At 59.9% G+C, this 16,883-nt stretch carries 16 protein-coding genes; 11 read left to right on the forward strand and 5 right to left on the reverse strand.

Annotated features, from left to right (window positions below):
• Positions 1-78: 78 nt before the first annotated feature.
• The 3 genes from asd to AC1DSG_RS16250 are packed head-to-tail and all read right to left on the reverse strand — an operon-like array spanning position 79 to position 3,353.
• Entirely contained in the window at positions 79-939 is an 861-nt protein-coding gene (gene asd, locus AC1DSG_RS16240) for an archaetidylserine decarboxylase (protein WP_477791798.1), read from the reverse strand.
• A 17-nt stretch (positions 940-956) separates the two neighbouring features.
• Positions 957-1,772 carry a rhodanese-like domain-containing protein gene (locus tag AC1DSG_RS16245; RefSeq protein WP_477791799.1) on the reverse strand — a complete coding sequence of 272 codons (816 nt, stop codon included), beginning with the start codon at positions 1,770-1,772 and terminating at the stop codon, positions 957-959.
• 42 nt (positions 1,773-1,814) lie between these two features.
• A complete protein-coding gene (locus AC1DSG_RS16250) occupies positions 1,815-3,353 on the reverse strand; it encodes an HDOD domain-containing protein (RefSeq protein WP_477791800.1) in 1,539 nt (512 codons plus the stop codon).
• Between the two features lie 166 nt (positions 3,354-3,519).
• Between AC1DSG_RS16250 and motA the strand changes: the two genes are divergently transcribed.
• Both motA and motB read left to right on the forward strand, forming a co-directional pair.
• Entirely contained in the window at positions 3,520-4,371 is an 852-nt protein-coding gene (gene motA, locus AC1DSG_RS16255; RefSeq protein WP_477791801.1) for a flagellar motor stator protein MotA, read from the forward strand.
• 162 nt (positions 4,372-4,533) lie between these two features.
• Complete coding sequence (motB, locus tag AC1DSG_RS16260) at positions 4,534-5,562, forward strand: flagellar motor protein MotB (RefSeq protein WP_477791802.1); 1,029 nt, start codon at positions 4,534-4,536, stop codon at positions 5,560-5,562.
• A gap of 640 nt (positions 5,563-6,202) precedes the next feature.
• Here motB and rsgA read toward each other — a convergent pair.
• Positions 6,203-7,234, reverse strand: coding sequence for a small ribosomal subunit biogenesis GTPase RsgA (rsgA, locus tag AC1DSG_RS16265; protein ID WP_477791803.1), 1,032 nt, complete (start codon positions 7,232-7,234; stop codon positions 6,203-6,205).
• A gap of 107 nt (positions 7,235-7,341) precedes the next feature.
• On the opposite strand from rsgA, the gene orn reads away from it, so the two are divergent.
• Together orn and AC1DSG_RS16275 are read left to right on the forward strand one after the other, a co-directional pair.
• Positions 7,342-7,884: an oligoribonuclease gene (gene orn, locus AC1DSG_RS16270; RefSeq protein ID WP_056746367.1), complete on the forward strand. Its 543-nt coding sequence runs from the start codon at positions 7,342-7,344 to the stop codon at positions 7,882-7,884.
• Positions 7,885-8,090: 206 nt separating this feature from the next.
• Entirely contained in the window at positions 8,091-8,702 is a 612-nt protein-coding gene (locus AC1DSG_RS16275; protein ID WP_477791804.1) for a trimeric intracellular cation channel family protein, read from the forward strand.
• A 118-nt stretch (positions 8,703-8,820) separates the two neighbouring features.
• Here the strand turns inward: AC1DSG_RS16275 and queG are convergent, their stop codons facing one another.
• A complete protein-coding gene (gene queG / locus AC1DSG_RS16280; RefSeq protein ID WP_477791805.1) occupies positions 8,821-9,885 on the reverse strand; it encodes a tRNA epoxyqueuosine(34) reductase QueG in 1,065 nt (354 codons plus the stop codon).
• Positions 9,886-9,948: 63 nt separating this feature from the next.
• Here queG and AC1DSG_RS16285 point away from each other — a divergent pair, with 63 nt between their 5' ends.
• From AC1DSG_RS16285 to AC1DSG_RS16315, 7 genes are all read left to right on the forward strand, one after another.
• Entirely contained in the window at positions 9,949-11,448 is a 1,500-nt protein-coding gene (locus tag AC1DSG_RS16285) for an NAD(P)H-hydrate dehydratase (protein WP_477791806.1), read from the forward strand.
• Positions 11,436-11,906, forward strand: a complete 471-nt coding sequence (tsaE, locus tag AC1DSG_RS16290) for a tRNA (adenosine(37)-N6)-threonylcarbamoyltransferase complex ATPase subunit type 1 TsaE (protein ID WP_477791807.1) — start codon at positions 11,436-11,438, stop codon at positions 11,904-11,906. The genes AC1DSG_RS16285 and tsaE overlap by 13 nt, the downstream gene beginning before the upstream one ends.
• Positions 11,907-13,355: an N-acetylmuramoyl-L-alanine amidase gene (locus tag AC1DSG_RS16295; protein WP_477791808.1), complete on the forward strand. Its 1,449-nt coding sequence runs from the start codon at positions 11,907-11,909 to the stop codon at positions 13,353-13,355.
• On the forward strand, positions 13,352-15,262 hold the full coding sequence (mutL, locus tag AC1DSG_RS16300) for a DNA mismatch repair endonuclease MutL (protein ID WP_477791809.1): 1,911 nt from the start codon (positions 13,352-13,354) through the stop codon (positions 15,260-15,262). Before AC1DSG_RS16295 ends, mutL begins: the two co-directional genes overlap by 4 nt.
• Complete coding sequence (miaA, locus tag AC1DSG_RS16305) at positions 15,262-16,233, forward strand: tRNA (adenosine(37)-N6)-dimethylallyltransferase MiaA (protein WP_477791810.1); 972 nt, start codon at positions 15,262-15,264, stop codon at positions 16,231-16,233. The genes mutL and miaA overlap by 1 nt, the downstream gene beginning before the upstream one ends.
• A 93-nt stretch (positions 16,234-16,326) precedes the next feature.
• Positions 16,327-16,587 (forward strand): RNA chaperone Hfq, encoded by a 261-nt coding sequence (hfq, locus tag AC1DSG_RS16310; protein ID WP_007902656.1) that lies wholly within the window; start codon positions 16,327-16,329, stop codon positions 16,585-16,587.
• Between the two features lie 12 nt (positions 16,588-16,599).
• Positions 16,600-16,883 (forward strand): HflX-like GTP-binding protein (locus AC1DSG_RS16315; protein WP_477791811.1); only part of this gene is annotated, 284 nt, incomplete at its 3' end.

Raw genomic sequence — 16,883 nt, forward strand, 5'->3', positions numbered from 1 at the left:
GTGTAACAGTCAACATAGATGTTGAATGTTATGACCCCTTCGCGAGCAGGCTCGCTCCCACAGGATGCAGCCTGGTCTTTAAGCTTTTGGTGAGCCCATACCCTGGCCCATCTGCACCGGCGAACCGGCCGCCAGCTCTTCGGCCCATTTCACCTGGTCTGGCCCGAACAGCACGACAGCGGTCGAACCCAGTTTGAAGCGACCCAATTCCGCACCTTTCTCCAGATGGATCGGCGCGCGGGCAGCTTCGTCGTAGCGGAAAGTTTTCAGCTCGCGTTTCGGCGGCGTGACCAGCCCGGCCCAGACGGTTTCGATCGACGCAACGATCATCGCCCCCACCAGCACCACGGCCATCGGCCCGCGCTCAGTATCGAAAATGCACGCCACACGCTCGTTACGGGCGAACAGCTCCGGAACGTTTTCGGCGGTGGTCTGGTTGACCGAGAAGATTCGGCCCGGGATGTAGACCATCTCACGCAGGGTGCCGGCCAGCGGCATGTGCACGCGGTGGTAGTCCTTCGGCGACAGGTAAATCGTGGCGAAATCACCGCCCATGAACGGCGCGGCATTCGCAGCATCACCGCCGAGCAACTCCAGCACGCTGAAGCTGTGGCCCTTGGCCTGGAACACACGACCGTGTTCGATCGGGCCAAGCTGGCTGACTGCGCCGTCGGCCGGGCTGAGAATGGCGCCCGGGGTTTCGTCGAGCGTGCGAGCGCCGTCTTTCAAGGCGCGGGTGAAGAACGCATTGAAGTGTTCATAGGCGGTCAGGTCTTCGACCAGGGCCTGGGACATGTCCACCTGATAACGCTTGGCGAACCAGGCGGTAAAGGCGTTTTTGAACCAGCGCACGCGGCATTCGGCAATGCAGCCGGCCAGTCGCGAGAGCAAATGATGGGGCAGCAGGTATTGGCTGAGGATAAACAGACGCTTATTCATTAACTGTCCTTAAAACCTTAAATCTCTACGGGGGTGTCGGGATGGTTGCCCCATTCGCCCCAGGAACCGGCATAGCCTTTGACCCGCGGATAACCGAGGGATTTGGCCACCAGATAGGTAAAGCCAGAACGGTGGTGAGTCTGGCAGTGGGTAATTACTTCTTTGTCTTTGCTGATGCCGAGCTGTTCGAGGATTTGCGGCATGTCCGTGCGGATGCGCAAGTTGCGCGCCTGATCCATGCCCGCGGTCCATTCGAAATTGACGGCACCGGGAATGTGCCCAGCCTTGGCCGCCAGTACCTTCTCGCCGGAGTACTCCAGAGGCCCGCGCGCGTCCCAGATCGCCAGGTCGGCGGCGCCGAGACGGCTTTGCAGGTACTCGCGGGTGGCGGTGGGTTCGTCGTGCAGCGTCAATGCCACCGGGCCGCCAACGGGCGCCGGGATCTGGATCGACATGGGCATGCCTTCTGCCAGCCACGCGGGCAGTCCGCCGTCGACATAGTGGTACTTGCGGTGGCCGATGACGTCCAGAAGCCAGATAAAACGCCCGGCCCAACCGCCACCTTCGTCGTCATACACGACGTACACGGCATCGCGATGGTGGCCCAGCTCTCCGAACAACGCTTCGAGCGCCGCTTTCGGCGGCATCAGCCCCGGCGCAGGCGCCTGACCGAGTTGCGTGCGTTTCGGATCGACAAAGCGCGCGCCGGGAAGATGCCCTTCGGCATAACGGGCACTGCTGGTCAGGTCCACCAGGATCAGATCGCGGGACTCAAGGCGAGGGAGCAAGTCGCTCGGCTCGATCACCAGCGGCAAGCCAGAGAAGTCAGACATGTGAGGTCTCCAGAGCACAAAAGGGAGGATTGTAGCGCAGCGTCATTGGCTGCGGTGGCTAAAGGTGTGCACGGATTTCTCGATGCACTGCGCGGTTTTGCCGAAGGCTTGCACGGTGATTTCCGAGAACGGTCCGCCGCCCTGATCCGCTACCACCACCATGATCACCCGACCATTATTGATCAGCGAGCGCAGCAACAGGTGTTCGCCACGGAACTGCGCGCGCAGGCTGGCCGGCAGCAAGGCCGAAAATTGCGCGGTGTTGGTCGGTGTCAGGCGCACCTGCGCTTGTTGCGAGAGCAAACGTTGCAGCACGCTGCTTTGGTTTACCACGAAATTCAGCCCGGCCGTTTCCTTTGGCAATCCGGCAATCTGATGTACCCGCAGATTGGTGTGTGTGCGGTCAGCCATCAATATCATCACTCGGCGCATGCCGCACGCGACCAAGGCGTCCCGGGCAGAGCTGGTCAAGTGCGTGGCGTTGGTGAAGGGGCTTGGCTCCGCCAGCAACTCGGCGCATTGGCTGCGCCACTTCGCCAGGTCTTCGGTGGTCGGCGCCGGTGCGGGTGGCAGACCGGCGTGGACACTGTTCATGTCCGGCGGCCAGAGCAGCGATACAGCGGGGTGCCACAGGTCCGGCATGGCATGCTGCCGGGCGCTGTTGGCCGCCTGTTGGTGCAATTGCTGCTGCACTTCAGCCATGGGCATTTGCAGGTAAAGGCTGGTCAGGTATTGCCAGCGCGCACTGTGAGGACTGTCCCACGCCTGTTGTGCTGACAGCGCCAGACCGTTGGCCAGTAGCACGGTATGGGCTGGCTGGTTGAGCCAGCGACGCAGGGGCGGATCGTCATCGAGGCGGTTTTGCTGGCATAGGGGATAATCGCTGTCGCGGGCAATGCGCAGGACTTTGACTAGCTCTCGCTGCTCGGTCAGAAGCAGGCGATAACCCTGTTCCACCCAAATCGGCAGGCGCCAGAGGCTCACCAGGGTTTGGCAAATATCCAGCAGGCGCACACCGAACAGCTGCTTTTCGACGTTGTGTGCCGATTCACCTTTGTGGATGACCCGCAGCTCCCACTCTTCAAGCAATTGCGGATGGGTCAACGCCATGGGCCAGAGCGGCGAGAGAAACAGCAGGCTGCCCCAGTGAATGTCCTGCCACAGTCGCGCGAGGCGACTGGCAAAAAAACCGTTGGCCTGTTGCGTCGCGTGCTGGCTGATCATTTGCAACTGGCGCAAGGCAACCGGTATCTGTGACAGGGGCGCTGCCGGCAGGTGGGCGAGCAGTTCTTCGGTGCGTTTCAAACCGAGGCGATTGATCGCCACTTCAAGGTTTTCCGCAGGTTCGGTCATGCTGCCGTGGGTGTGGCGGTTGGCTTCACGGATGATGCTCAAGGCCAGGGCCGGGCTGTCTTGCATGAGCTCTGTGATATCACGAAGCGAACTGCGGTTATCGGCGATAGCCCTGCAGACACGGTCATGGCTGTCTTGCGTAACCGGCAGGCGCACGCCATCGAGAAGCTTGCCCCAGCCTTCTAGTGTGGTCGGTTTTTGAGTTGGAATGTTCGACGGGTTAGCCATGGTTGGACGCGATCATCGTCTGCATTATCTATACCCGGAGTAGGCCAAATTAGCTTTTCGCTTGAACGGGCTACAGTCTGGCGCAGTTTTGCCGATAAGGAGAAGAAGAGATTTTTCAACTTCCGAATATGACCTTGAACCCGACTCAGTAAGTGCTCTCCTACCTATGGCTAAAATTCTCGGCATCATCGTCGTATTCGCAAGTGTGCTGGGCGGATACGTGCTCTCCCACGGCAAGATTGCCGCCCTGATTCAGCCTTTCGAGGTGATGATTATTGGTGGTGCGGCCTTGGGCGCATTCCTGCAGGCCAACCCTGGCCATATGGTCAAGCACGTTCTGAAGAAAGCCTTCGGGATGTTCAGTTCGCGTTTCAACCACGCCTTTTACCTTGAAGTGCTAGGGCTGATTTACGAGATCCTCAACAAAAGCCGCCGCGAAGGCATGATGGCCATCGAAGGCGACATCGAGGATGCCGCGGCGAGCCCGATCTTCGCCAAATACCCTGCGGTGCTCAAAGATGACCGCATGACCGCGTACATCTGTGATTACCTGCGCATCATGTCCTCCGGCAATATGGCCCCCCATGAGCTCGAAGGCCTGTTCGATATGGAACTGACCAGCCTCAAGGAAGACCTGGATCACCCGTCCCACGCGGTGAACGGCATTGCTGACGCCATGCCGGGTTTCGGTATTGTCGCGGCGGTATTGGGTATCGTGGTGACCATGGCCTCCCTGGGTGATAGTGATCAAAAAATGATCGGTGTGCACGTCGGTGCGGCACTGGTCGGTACCTTCTTCGGTATTCTCGCCGCGTACGGTTTCTTTGGCCCGCTGGCCCATGCCCTGGCCCACGATGCCAAGGAAGAGCTGAATGTCTACGAGGCCATCAAGGCTTCGCTGGTTGCTTCTGCGTCAGGTATGCCGCCATCGCTGGCCGTGGAATTCGGTCGCAAGGTGCTGTACCCGGCGCACCGTCCAAGCTTCGCTGAGCTGGAACAAGCGGTTCGCGGTCGATAGTGCTCTGTTTTGCAAATACGTTCCTTTTTTGGCGAGTGACTGTTGTTGCCAGACAAGGCGCCGCGACGAGTCATAGCTTGCTATGGCGAGGAGCGGCAACGCCGTATGGCGACAACAGGCACCGTCAAAAAGGAACAGTATTTGTGAGACAGAGCACTCTGTATGGAAAATAACCAGCCGATCATCATCAAGCGCGTCAAGAAATACGCGGGCGGGCATCACGGTGGTTCCTGGAAAATCGCTTTCGCGGATTTCGCGACGGCGATGATGGCGTTCTTCCTGGTGCTGTGGCTACTGTCCAGCGCAACACCGGAACAGAAAATCCTCATTGCCGGTTACTTCAAAGACCCGGTCGGCTTTACCGAAAGTGGCACGCCGTACATCATCGATCTGGGCGGCTCTCCGACCCTGACGTCGGAGAAAACCCTCAACCCTGAAGTGGAGTCGCAGCCAGACCGAGTCACCATCGACACCGAACAGGTCGAAAGCATGGCCGAGCAGGTTGAGAGGGAGCGCCTGGAACTGTTGCTGCAGGAGTTGCAGAACAAGGTCGATGAAAATCCGCAGTTGCAGAAATTCAAGGATCAGATCCTGTTCGAGATCACTCAGGATGGTTTGCGCATCCAGATCATGGACGCCGAAAACCGGCCGATGTTCGATTCCGGCAGTGCGCGCCTGAAGCCGTATTTCGAAGACATCCTGCTGGCCATGGCCGATACCATCAAAGCGGTGCCGAACAAGATCAGCATCAGCGGCCACACCGATGCCAAGCCGTACTCGGGCACGGGTGATTTCGGCAACTGGGAACTCTCGGCCAACCGTGCCAACGCCGCCCGTCGTGCGCTGGTCGCCGGCAGCTATCCGGATCAACAGGTGGCACGGGTGGTCGGTTACGCCTCGTCAGCACTGTTCGACCGGGAGAACCCGTTCAACCCGGTCAATCGCCGGATCGACATTGTGGTGCTGACCAAGAAAGCCCAGCGTGCCATCGACGGTTCGCAAGGTACAGAACCTGCACCGGAGCCGGCGCCAACGCCAGGGCAGGGCGGTCCAGGCGAAGTGCCGGCCGAGCCAGTCGATCCGAACGCCTTGCCGGCGGATAAAGAACCACTACCGACGCATGAGCTTCGCGAGCGATTGAACATCTTCGAAAACCCGGCACCGAAACCGGCGGAACCGCCGCAGCAGTGACCCTGCTACCGATCATTTTCGTRGCGCCACGAAAATGATCGGGGTCAGCAAAACAGCACAAAAAAGCCGACAGTGATGTCGGCTTTTTTGTGTCTGTCGATTGTGCGTTGGTTGCGGCTGTAGGGACTATCTGAATTTTCGCGCTAGGGTTCTCTGTAGTGCCAGCATCTGCCTATAGTTTCGCCGTTGCTGCCAAGCACAGGCGCTCGTTGGTGCAGAAAAGTATGACAAAGTTCTGAGAGTGGCTTTCGGTGTTGGGCGTGATGAATATCACTCTAATACCTGCCTTTCTCAGTACCTCGCACCCATCGGTCAGTTCATAAAGCCCTGAATGTCTGCGAACTCGACAGTCCGCTAGAAGGTTAGATGTTGAGGGGGGCTGTTCGATGCATGTAATTAATCAGCCTAAGTAGAGCAGTAGACTAGAGCGCTTTTCTTCGGCATTGCCTGAATGCGAAGAGGGCTTGAATGTATGCACTTGAATGGCCGCAACAAGGCCTGCGCGATTAAAGAGACGGATCCTTCAAGCGGGCGCGCGGAAGTCCTACAGATGTGTCTGACGTTTAATCGGTGGGGAAAGGTGTAGGTCGCAACAAGCGGCCGACCGCCCCGTCAGTGTCGGGGCGGTGGGCGCGTCTGTTTAATAGCTGGTCTCAGGCAAACTGGCGATGATCGAGCGGTAGCTGTTCATCCGTTGCTGCTGCACGCGGCCTTCTTCGAGGGCCTTGAGCAGGGCGCAACCGGGTTCGCGGTCGTGCTTGCAGTCGCGGAAGCGGCAGGTGCCGATCAGGTCGTTGAACTCGATGAAACCGGCTTCGACGTCGGCGCGGCTGACGTGGCCCAGACCGAATTCACGAATACCCGGGGAGTCGATCAACTCACCGCCACCGGGGAAGTGGAACAACCGTGCAGTGGTGGTGGTGTGGGTGCCCTGGCCGGACAGCTCGGACAACGGGCCGACACGGGCTTCGACTTCCGGCAGCAGGCTGTTGACCAGCGACGACTTGCCGACACCGGACTGGCCGACAAACACGCTGATGCGTCCGTCCAATTGTTCTTGAAGTTGCTCCATGCCATTGCCGTGGTGCGCCGAGACTTCCAGTACCGGATAACCGAGCGTGCGGTACACCGCCAGCAAGGCATTCAGGGGCGGGGCATTCTGCTCATCGATCAGGTCGAATTTGTTGAGCAGCAGCAGCGGACGAATCCCGGCGTGCTCGGCAGCGACCAGATAACGGTCGATCAAGTTGGCGTGAGGCTCGGGCAGCGGGGCGAAGACGATGACGATCATGTCGACGTTGGCCGCTACCGGCTTGAGCTGGCCACGGCTGTCCGGACGGCAGAGTTCGGTTTTTCGCGGCAGTTGCGCCACGATCACGCCGATGCCTTGGTTGCCGGCACGCCAGACCACCTGATCACCGGTCACCAGCGCCGGGAGGTTGGCGCGCAAGTGACAGCGGAATACCTGGCCGGCCAAATCGCCATCGAGGGCTTCGACTTCAACCTGTACACCGAAGTGCGCGATCACCAGGCCCGTCTGTTCCGGACCCAGGTCGCCACCCTCAAGTGCCTCGACAGCCGAGGACTCCCGTTTGGCGGCGCGGGCAGCGCGTTCGCCCTGAATCTTTTCGATGCGCCAGTTTTGACGACGATTGAGTTGGCGTTTGGCCATGGGTGTTCCGTATCAAGAATGCAGCGATTAGGTAAAACGGCCGCGAGTTTAGCACGCCCCGCCAGTTGCCTAAGCTAAACTGCGCAGCATTGCCTAGGAGCCGACACATGCAAAACCCGCAGAATCTGATCTGGATCGACCTGGAAATGACTGGTCTGAACCCTGATACCGACGTCATCATCGAGATGGCCACCATCGTCACCGACAGTGATTTGAACACCTTGGCCGAAGGTCCGGTGATCGCCATCCACCACAGCGACGAAATTCTCGCCGGCATGGACGAGTGGAACACCCGTCAACACGGCGGTTCGGGCCTGACCCAGCGCGTGCGTGACAGCCGCATCAGCATGGCCGAAGCCGAAGCCGAGACCATCGCCTTCCTGGAGCAGTGGGTGCCCAAGGGCAAATCGCCGATTTGCGGCAACAGCATCTGCCAGGACCGTCGCTTCCTTTATACGCACATGAAATCCCTGGAAAGCTTTTTCCACTACCGCAACCTCGACGTCTCGACCCTCAAAGAGCTGGCCGCTCGCTGGGCGCCGGACGTGCGCGACAGCTTCAAAAAGGGTAGCACCCACCTGGCGCTGGACGACATCCGTGAGTCGATTGCCGAGTTGCAGCACTACCGCAAGCATTTCATCAAGTTCTAATGCTGCTGGGCCCATGTGGCGAGGGGGCTTGCCCCCGTTCGGCTGCGAAGCAGTCGTAAACCTTTGCTCGCGTACGACTGACAAATGCAGGGGGAGCGCTTCGCACTCCAGCGGGAGCAAGCTCCCTCGCCACAGGTATTGATCGCCCTCTTTTGGGGCGTCGACGAAGTGAGTAGACTGCGCGCCTTTGTGCAAGGACCGCCGCCATGTTGCTGATGCTCTACCTGATCGCCATCACCGCCGAAGCCATGACTGGCGCGCTGTCTGCCGGCCGTCGCGGCATGGACTGGTTTGGAGTGGTGCTGATCGCGTGCGTCACGGCGCTGGGCGGCGGTTCGGTGCGCGACGTGCTGCTTGGGCACTATCCGCTGACCTGGGTCAAACACCCGGAATACCTGGTGCTGACCTCGATCGCGGCCATGTTCACCGTCTTCGCTGCGCGCTGGATGCGCCATCTGCGTTCACTATTCCTGGTGCTCGACGCCTTGGGCCTGGTGGCGTTTACCCTGATCGGCTGCATGACCGCGCTGGAAATGGGCCACGGCATGCTGGTGGCGTCGGTCAGTGGCGTAATTACCGGCGTGTTTGGCGGCATACTGCGCGACATCTTCTGCAACGACATCCCGCTGATCTTTCGCCGAGAGCTCTACGCCAGCGTCTCGTTCGCCGCGGCGTGGTGCTACATGCTGTGTATCTACCTGCAGTTACCCGGTGAACAGGCGATTCTGATCACGCTGTTTGGTGGTTTCCTGCTGCGGTTGCTGGCGATTCGTTTTCACTGGGAAATGCCGAAGTTCGTTTACAACGACGAAGCCTGATATACACGCATCCCCTGTAGCAGCTGGCGAAGCCTGCGTCGGCCGTTCCGCGCTCGGGCGAAGCAGTCGTAATCCGGCGAGGCGAGTCCTGCGGCTCGAACGCAGCCTTCGGCAGCTGCTACAAGAGTCCGTGTTGTTTCAGTGCCCACTCGACATGCTCACGCACCAACTCCGACGGGTAATCCCTGCGCGCCTTCAACGCTTCGAGCACCGGAATGCTCGACGGCGCGTTACCCAACCCCACCGCCAGATTACGCAGCCATCGCTCATAACCGGCCCGGCGTAACGGCGAACCTTCGGTGCTGCTGAGGAATTTGTCCTCGTCCCACATGAACAGCTCGGCCAATTCGGCGTTGTCCAGGTTGTGCCTTGGTTTGAAGTCGCTTTCGCCGGACGGACGGGCGAAGCGGTTCCAAGGGCAGACGATCTGGCAGTCATCGCAACCGAACACCMGGTTGCCGATCAGAGGGCGTAAGTCTTCCGGGATCGCGCTTTTCAGTTCGATGGTCAGGTAGGAAATGCAGCGCCGGGCATCCAGTACGTACGGGCCGACGAAGGCATTGGTCGGACAGATGTCCAGGCACGCGGTGCAGCGGCCGCAATGTTCGGTGGTGTGGGGCGGATCGACCGGCAGCGGCAAATCGACAAACAGCTCGCTGAGGAAGAAATAGCTGCCGGCCTTGCGATTCAAAACCAGGGTGTTTTTGCCGATCCAGCCAAGACCGGCTTGTTCGGCGATGGCTTTTTCCAGCACCGGAGCGCTGTCGACGAACGCGCGGAAACCAAACGGGCCGATCTCGGCCTGAATTTTATCGGCTAGTTGTTGCACGCGTTTACGGATCAATTTGTGGTAATCGCGACCCAAGGCATAACGCGAGACGTAGGCTTTTTCCGGTTGAGCCAGCAATTGCGCCATTTGCGTGTCGCCTGGCAGGTAGTCCATGCGCAGGGAAACCACGCGCAAGGTACCGGGCACGAGTTCTTCCGGGTGGGAACGTTTGCTGCCGTGGGCGCCCATGTAGTCCATTTCGCCGTGGTAGCCGGCGGCGAGCCAACGCTCCAGGTGCTGCTCATGCTCGGCCAGGTCCAGGCCGCTGATGCCGACTTGCTGAAAGCCCAGCTCGCGACCCCAGTCCTTGATGGATTGGGCGAGGGCGGGCAGGTCTGTAGTAATAGCGGGCATGAGGTGAGAGAAACCGGAGCTGAGGTGCGTATAATTCTGCCAGACATCGGAGCCCGAAGACGCATGCCGCACACTAAAGATGAATTACCCGACGCGCTGTATAGCGCCGCGCAGGTGCGCGGGCTCGATGCGAGCCTGATTGCGGGCGGCACACCGGGCTTCGAATTGATGCAGCGTGCGGCGCGGGCGACCTGGCGTGCGCTGGTCCGGCAGTGGCCGTCGGCGAATGAACTGAGTGTGCTGGCCGGTCACGGCAACAACGCTGGCGACGGTTATCTGGTGGCAGTATTGGCCAAGCGTGCGGGTTGGTCGGTGCGGGTGCTGGCGGTCGGTGATCCTCAGCGTTTGCAGGGTGATGCGGCGTTGGCGCATGTGGAGGCTGTGTCCGAAAACGTCTCGATCGAGGCCTGGACTGCACAGGCCGAGCTGTGCGGCATCGTGTTGGATGCATTGCTGGGCACCGGCCTGACGGGTGACGTGCGAGCGCCTTATGTTGACGCTATCGCGAAGATCAACGGCTGCGGTTTGCCGGTGGTGGCGGTGGATATCCCTTCAGGCCTTTGCGCCGACACCGGTCGCGTCCTCGGTGCGGCGGTGCAAGCCGATCTCACTGTGACCTTCATCGGATTGAAGTTGGGGCTGTTCACCGGTGATGCCGCAGAAGTCGTCGGTGAACTGGTTTTCAATGATTTACACGCCGATCCGCAGCTGATTGGGGCCACGTCGGTCAGCGCTCGTCGCCTGACGGCCGGTAACTTGCCGCGCCTTGCCCCCCGAACGCCGACTTCCCACAAAGGCAAATTCGGCCATGTGTTGCTGATCGGTGGTGATCGTGGTTTGGGTGGCGCGATCCTGTTGAGTGCGCAAAGCGCTCTGCGCAGCGGGGCCGGCATGGTCTCCGTGGCTACTCGCAGTGAGCATGTCGGCGCCGCTCTGTCTAGAATCCCTGAAGCCATGGTGCTGGGCACGTCATCGGCCAACCAGCTGATGGAGCTGCTGCAAAAAGTTTCCGTACTGGTGGTCGGTCCCGGCTTGGGGCAGGCTTCCTGGGGGCGCAGTTTGCTGTCGGCGGCCGCCAATGCACCGTTGCCACAAGTCTGGGACGCCGATGCGTTGAACATGCTGGCCGACGAACGCGTGAATTTGCCCCTGGATTGCGTGATCACGCCGCATCCGGGTGAAGCGGCGCGGTTGCTAGGGGTCAGCACCGCCCAGGTACAGGCTGATCGCCCGGCAGCAGCGCATGCATTGAGCAAAAAATATACAGCTGTCGTGGTGTTGAAAGGCGCCGGCAGCCTGATTGCCAGCCCCGATGGGCGTCTGGCGTTGTGTCATCAAGGTCATCCGGCCATGGCTGCGGCCGGTCTGGGCGACGTGCTGGCCGGTTTGGTGGGCGCGCTGTTGACGCAAGGCATGCAGGCGTTCGACGCCGCTTGTCTGGCGGTCTGGCTGCACGCCAATGCAGGTGAGCAACAAGGTAAAGAGGGCCGTGGGCTGGCGGCCAGTGATCTGATCCCGGCCATTCGTCAGTTGTTGGAGGAGCAAGCACCGTGTCTGAAGTAACCCTGTACCTGGCTGATGAAGAGGCGATGACCGATTTTGGCGCACATATCGCAAAAACCACCCAAGGGCACGGTCTGATTTTTCTGGAAGGGGACTTGGGAGCGGGGAAAACCACGCTGTCGCGGGGCATCATCCGGGGATTGGGGCATGTCGGTGCAGTAAAAAGTCCGACATTCACTTTGGTCGAGCCATACGAGATCGGAGACATCCGCGCCTTCCATTTCGACCTGTACCGTCTGGTCGATCCGGAAGAGCTGGAGTATCTCGGCATTCGCGACTACTTCGATGACGACGCCCTGTGCCTGATCGAGTGGCCCGATAAAGGTGCAGGCTTTTTGCCAAAGCCCGACCTGACCATTACCATTAGCCCGCAAGGCAGCGGGCGTTCGCTGAAAATTTTATCCCAGGGCTCGCGTGGCGAGGCCTGGTGTGCCGCTTTGGCATTGGAAACCAATTAAATGATGGGGTCAGGTATGCGCTTTCGCGCGATGGTAGCTGCCGTAGGATTGTTGTTTTTGGCGGTAACCGTCGACGCTGTGGCCGACTCGAAGGTCAATAGCGTTCGCCTGTGGCGGGCGCCGGATAACACACGCCTGGTATTCGACCTGACCGGGCCTGTGCAACACAGCGTGTTCACCCTGACCGCTCCGGATCGGCTGGTGATCGACATCAATGGTGCGACACTCGGTGCACCGCTGAACGTCAACACCTCCAACACCCCCATCACCGCCATGCGCTCGGCTCAACGCACACCGACCGACCTGCGGGTGGTCATCGACCTGAAAAAGGCCGTGACCCCGAAGAGCTTTTCCCTGGCGCCGAACGCCCAATACGGCAACCGCCTGGTGGTTGATCTGTTTGATAGCGCCGCCGATGCGTCGCCGTCGCCGTCGCCAACCCCAACCCCAACCTCAACCCCTTCGGTTGCCATGGCGCCGGCAGTGCCGGTCACGCCGGTTGAACCTGCGATCAAGCTTCCACCTGCACCGGCCGGCAAGCGCGACATCCTTGTGGTGATCGATGCTGGTCACGGCGGCGAAGACCCGGGAGCCTCGGGCTCTCGCGGACAGAAGGAAAAAGACGTGGTATTGGCCATCGCCCGTGAATTGCAGCGTCAGGTCAACGGCATGAAAGGCTTCCGCGCCGAACTGACCCGCACCGGCGACTACTTCATCCCACTGCGCGGCCGTACCGAAATCGCCCGCAAGAAAGGCGCCGACCTGTTCGTTTCGATCCACGCCGACGCCGCACCTTCGGCCGCCGCTTTCGGTGCTTCGGTGTTCGCCCTGTCTGATCGTGGCGCGACATCGGAAACCGCCCGCTGGCTGGCGGACAGTGAAAACCGCTCCGACTTGATCGGCGGTGCCGGCAACGTCAGCCTCGATGACAAGGACCGCATGCTGGCGGGCGTACTGCTCGATCTGTCGATGACGGCGTCGCTGACGTCCAGCCTGGACGTCGGCCAGAAAGTGCTGAGTAACATCGGTCGCGTCACTCCGTTGCACAAACAACGTGTGGAACAGGCCGGGTTCATGGTACTGAAGTCGCCAGATATCCCGTCGATCCTGGTCGAAACCGGGTTCATCTCCAACGCCAACGAAGCCTCCAAGCTTGCGGCAGCGAATCACCAGCAGGCGCTGGCACGTTCGATCAGCAGCGGCGTGCGCCAGTTTTTCCAGCAGAATCCGCCACCGGGCACTTACATTGCGTGGCTGCGCGATTCCGGAAAAATCGCTCAGGGCCCTCGTGATCACCGGGTCAACCCGGGTGAAACCCTGGCGATGATTGCCGTGCGTTATCAGGTGTCGCCAGCCACGCTACGCAGCGCCAACAACCTGTCGAACGATGAGCTGAAGATCGGTCAGCACCTGACCATTCCAGGCACTGAGTTGGCGACTAAACAATGAATCAAGTCGTGACCAATAGCGCCCGCATCGAGCTGCTCAGCCCGCGACTGGCGAACCAGATTGCCGCCGGCGAGGTGGTTGAGCGTCCGGCATCGGTGATTAAAGAACTGCTGGAAAACAGCCTCGACTCCGGCGCCAAACGCATCGATGTCGATGTCGAACAAGGTGGCGTCAAGTTGCTGCGGGTACGCGACGACGGCAGTGGTATTTCTGCCGATGACCTGCCGCTGGCCCTGGCCCGACACGCCACCAGCAAAATTCGTAACCTTGAGGACCTGGAACAGGTCATGAGCCTGGGTTTCCGTGGTGAGGCCCTGGCGTCGATCAGCTCCGTGGCGCGCCTGACCCTGACGTCCCGTACCCGAGATGCCGATCAGGCCTGGCAGGTTGAGACCGAAGGCCGGGACATGGCGCCTCGTGTGCAGCCGGCTGCCCATCCGGTCGGCACCTCGGTGGAAGTCCGCGACCTGTTCTTCAATACCCCGGCGCGGCGCAAATTCCTCAAAACCGAAAAAACCGAATTCGATCACCTGCAAGAAGTGATCAAACGTCTGGCGCTAGCGCGGTTCGATGTCGCTTTTCACCTGCGCCACAACGGCAAAACCATCCTCAGCCTGCACGAAGCTCATGACGATGCAGCCCGTGCCCGGCGTGTGGCGGCGATTTGCGGTCCGGGTTTCCTGGAGCAGGCGCTGCCAATTGAGATCGAGCGCAATGGCCTGCATTTGTGGGGCTGGGTCGGTTTACCGACGTTCAACCGCAGTCAGGCAGACTTGCAGTATTTCTTTGTGAATGGCCGCGCGGTGCGCGACAAACTGGTGGCCCACGCGGTGCGCCAGGCCTATCGCGACGTGCTGTTCAATGGTCGGCATCCGACGTTCGTGCTGTTTTTCGAAGTGGATCCGGCGGGTGTCGACGTCAACGTGCACCCGACCAAGCACGAAGTTCGTTTCCGTGACGGGCGCATGGTTCACGATTTTCTCTATGGCACGCTGCACCGCGCCTTGGGCGATGTGCGACCGGAAGATCATCTGGTCGCACCAGTGGCGACGGCCATCGTGCGACCGACCGGCCTCGATGCCGGTGAATTCGGCCCGCAGGGCGAGATGCGCCTGGCGGCCAATGCGCTGCTGGAGCAACCCCAGGCGCAGCCGTCCTTCAACACCCCAGCTGGTTCGGGCGCCGGCGCCGGCTATCAGTATCAATACACGCCGCGACCTCAGTCCGGGGTTCCGGTCGCCGAAGCTCAGGCCGCCTACCGCGAGTTTTTTGCGCCGCTGCCCGAGGCCAACGCGGTAGCGCTGCCGGCCGGGCAGGACGACATTCCGCCGCTGGGTTACGCCTTGGCGCAACTCAAAGGTATCTACATTCTGTCGGAAAATGCCCAGGGCCTGGTGCTGGTAGACATGCACGCGGCTCACGAGCGGATCATGTACGAACGCCTGAAAATCGCCATGGCCAGCGAAGGCCTGAGCGGCCAACCGCTGCTGGTGCCGGAATCCTTGGCAGTCAGTCAGCGCGAAGCCGATTGCGCCGAAGAGCACGTCGCGTGGTTCCAGCGTCTGGGTTTTGAACTGCAGCGCCTGGGGCCTGAGACCCTGGCCATTCGGCAGATTCCGGCCTTGCTCAAGCAGGCTGAAGCCAACCGACTGGTCAGTGATGTATTGGCGGACCTGATGGAATACGGCTCCAGCGACCGGATTCAGGCCCATCTGAACGAGCTGCTCGGGACGATGGCCTGTCACGGCGCGGTTCGTGCGAATCGGCGTCTGGCGATCCCGGAAATGAACGGTCTGCTGCGCGACATGGAAAACACCGAGCGCAGCGGTCAATGCAACCATGGCCGACCGACCTGGACCCAATTGGGTCTGGACGATCTGGACAAACTCTTCTTGCGCGGTCGTTGATGAGTCAGCTCCCTCCAGCGATTTTTCTGATGGGCCCGACCGCTGCGGGCAAGACCGATCTGGCCATCGAACTGACCAAAGTCCTGCCTTGCGAGCTGATCAGTGTCGATTCGGCACTGGTCTACCGGGGCATGGACATTGGCACGGCCAAACCGTCGAAAGAAATTTTGAGCGAATTCCCGCACCGGTTGATCGACATTCTTGACCCGGCCGAGAGCTATTCCGCTGCTGATTTTCGCCGTGATGCCCTTGAAGCGATGGCTGATATCACTGCACGGGGAAAAATTCCGCTGCTGGTGGGCGGCACAATGCTCTATTACAAGGCGTTGGTCGAAGGTCTGGCAGACATGCCGGCGGCTGATCCGGAGATTCGCGCACAGATTGAAGAAGAGGCTGCACGCCTTGGCTGGCAAGCCCTGCACGAACAATTGGCCGTCATTGATCCGGAATCGGCTGCACGTATTCATCCGAACGATCCGCAGCGACTCAGTCGAGCGCTGGAAGTTTATCGCGTCAGTGGTCAGAGCATGACCGAACTGCGTCTGAGACAAACTGCGCAAAGTACTGAAGCAGCCGCTTCGGGACTGCAACAATTGCCCTATACTGTCGCGAACTTGGCCATTGCTCCGGCAAATCGCCAGGTACTGCACGAGCGAATTAAACAAAGATTCACGAATATGTTGGAACAGGGATTCATTGACGAGGTCGTAGCCCTGCGTAAGAGAAGTGACCTGCATTCCGGGTTGCCGTCTATACGTGCAGTAGGCTACCGACAAGTCTGGGATTACCTGGATGGCAAGCTGACGCAAGCCGAGATGCAGGAGCGCGGAATCATTGCCACGCGCCAATTGGCAAAGCGTCAGTTCACCTGGCTGCGCAGTTGGGCTGATTTACACTGGCTGGACAGTCTCGATTGCGACAATCTGCCGCGCGCCTTGAAATACTTGGGGACCATCTCCATATTGAGCTGAGTCTTTTCAATTGCCGTCTATCCTTGGGGGTGTGACGGCTGAAGCCATCTGTTTACCTATTTTTTATTTTGAATCCTTAAAGGAGTGCGGCACATGTCAAAAGGGCATTCGCTACAAGACCCTTACTTGAATACTTTACGTAAAGAGAAAGTTGGGGTGTCTATCTACCTGGTCAACGGTATCAAACTGCAAGGCACGATYGAGTCCTTCGACCAGTTCGTAATCCTGCTGAAAAACACCGTGAGCCAGATGGTTTACAAACACGCTATCTCTACAGTGGTGCCGGTTCGTCCAATTCGTCTGCCTAGCGCAACCGAATCCGAAGCAGGTGACGCTGAGCCAGGTAACGCCTGATAGGAGTCTCCTTTGTTCTTTGAGCGCCACGGTGGTGGTGAGCGAGTCATCCTCGTTCACTTGGATGGACAGGACCCTGAGGCGCGCGAAGATCCGCAGGAGTTTCAGGAGTTGGCTAATTCGGCCGGCGCCGAGACCGTTGCGTTTTTTAACGTGCCGCGTCATCGGCCAACCGCCAAATTCCTCATTGGCAGTGGCAAGGTCGAGGAACTGCGCGACCTGGTCAAGGCCGAAGAGGCCGATCTGGTGATTTTCAATCACATCCTCACGCCCAGTCAGGAACGTAACCTCGAACG

Source organism: Pseudomonas sp. P5_A12 (assembly GCF_056400685.1).

Excerpts from the sequence above, each read along its gene's own strand:
- asd (WP_477791798.1), bottom strand. The coding sequence starts at position 939 with ATGAATAAGCGTCTGTTTATCCTCAGCCAATACCTGCTGCCCCATCAT.
- AC1DSG_RS16245 (WP_477791799.1), bottom strand. The coding sequence starts at position 1,772 with ATGTCTGACTTCTCTGGCTTGCCGCTGGTGATCGAGCCGAGCGACTTG.
- AC1DSG_RS16250 (WP_477791800.1), bottom strand. The coding sequence starts at position 3,353 with ATGGCTAACCCGTCGAACATTCCAACTCAAAAACCGACCACACTAGAA.
- motA (WP_477791801.1), top strand. The coding sequence starts at position 3,520 with ATGGCTAAAATTCTCGGCATCATCGTCGTATTCGCAAGTGTGCTGGGC.
- motB (WP_477791802.1), top strand. The coding sequence starts at position 4,534 with ATGGAAAATAACCAGCCGATCATCATCAAGCGCGTCAAGAAATACGCG.
- rsgA (WP_477791803.1), bottom strand. The coding sequence starts at position 7,234 with ATGGCCAAACGCCAACTCAATCGTCGTCAAAACTGGCGCATCGAAAAG.
- orn (WP_056746367.1), top strand. The coding sequence starts at position 7,342 with ATGCAAAACCCGCAGAATCTGATCTGGATCGACCTGGAAATGACTGGT.
- AC1DSG_RS16275 (WP_477791804.1), top strand. The coding sequence starts at position 8,091 with ATGTTGCTGATGCTCTACCTGATCGCCATCACCGCCGAAGCCATGACT.
- AC1DSG_RS16285 (WP_477791806.1), top strand. The coding sequence starts at position 9,949 with ATGCCGCACACTAAAGATGAATTACCCGACGCGCTGTATAGCGCCGCG.
- AC1DSG_RS16295 (WP_477791808.1), top strand. The coding sequence starts at position 11,907 with ATGATGGGGTCAGGTATGCGCTTTCGCGCGATGGTAGCTGCCGTAGGA.
- mutL (WP_477791809.1), top strand. The coding sequence starts at position 13,352 with ATGAATCAAGTCGTGACCAATAGCGCCCGCATCGAGCTGCTCAGCCCG.
- miaA (WP_477791810.1), top strand. The coding sequence starts at position 15,262 with ATGAGTCAGCTCCCTCCAGCGATTTTTCTGATGGGCCCGACCGCTGCG.